The following is a 562-nucleotide window of genomic DNA, read 5'->3' as shown; positions in this document are numbered from 1 at the left end:
GTGGACGGGGTGATCGCGTCCAGCAATGCCGTGGCGGGGCAGGTGGTGGATGCACGCGAACTGGTGTTCGAAGTCGTCGATCCGAAGCGCCTGCGCATCGAAGCCCTGGCCTACGATCCCGCCGTCGCGCGCGACGTGGCCGGAGCCGCCATCGCAGTGAATGGCGCGCAGGTACCGCTGGCCTTCCTGGGGGCCGCGCGCAGCCTGCGCGAGCAGGCCCTGCCGATGCTCTTCGCAGCGTCGGGCAGCGCGGTGGCTGGTCTGGCGGTGGGCCAGCCGGTCGCCGTGTTCGTGCGCGGCCGCGCGACCGTCCACGGCCTGCGCGTGCCGGCCGATGCCGTGGTCCGCAATCCGGCCAACCAGCCGGTGGTGTGGATCAAGACAGCGCCCGAGGCGTTCGCGCCGCGCGTGGTCACGCTGGAGCCGCTGGACGGCGCCACGGTGGCGGTGACGTCGGGCCTGGCCGGGGGCGACCGCGTCGTCACCCGGGCCGCGGCGCTGCTCAACCAGATCCGCTGAACGCAAGGAGGCACATCCCATGTTCAAGTGGCTTCTGGACAAC

The 562-nt window shown here is 72.2% G+C and carries 1 protein-coding gene; it reads left to right on the top strand.

Going from position 1 to position 562, the window contains the following annotated elements; all coding sequences use genetic code 11:
- The coding region (locus tag GVL52_RS31720) for an HlyD family efflux transporter periplasmic adaptor subunit (protein ID WP_160012689.1) at positions 1 to 519 on the top strand (519 nt) is incomplete at its 5' end.
- Positions 520 to 562: the final 43 nt, after the last annotated feature.

The organism is Rhizobium sp. 18055, assembly GCF_902706285.1.
GTDB lineage: Bacteria > Pseudomonadota > Alphaproteobacteria > Rhizobiales > Rhizobiaceae > Rhizobium.
Note: the sequence above shows the minus strand (reverse complement) of the source record. Positions and strands in the feature narration are given on the sequence as shown.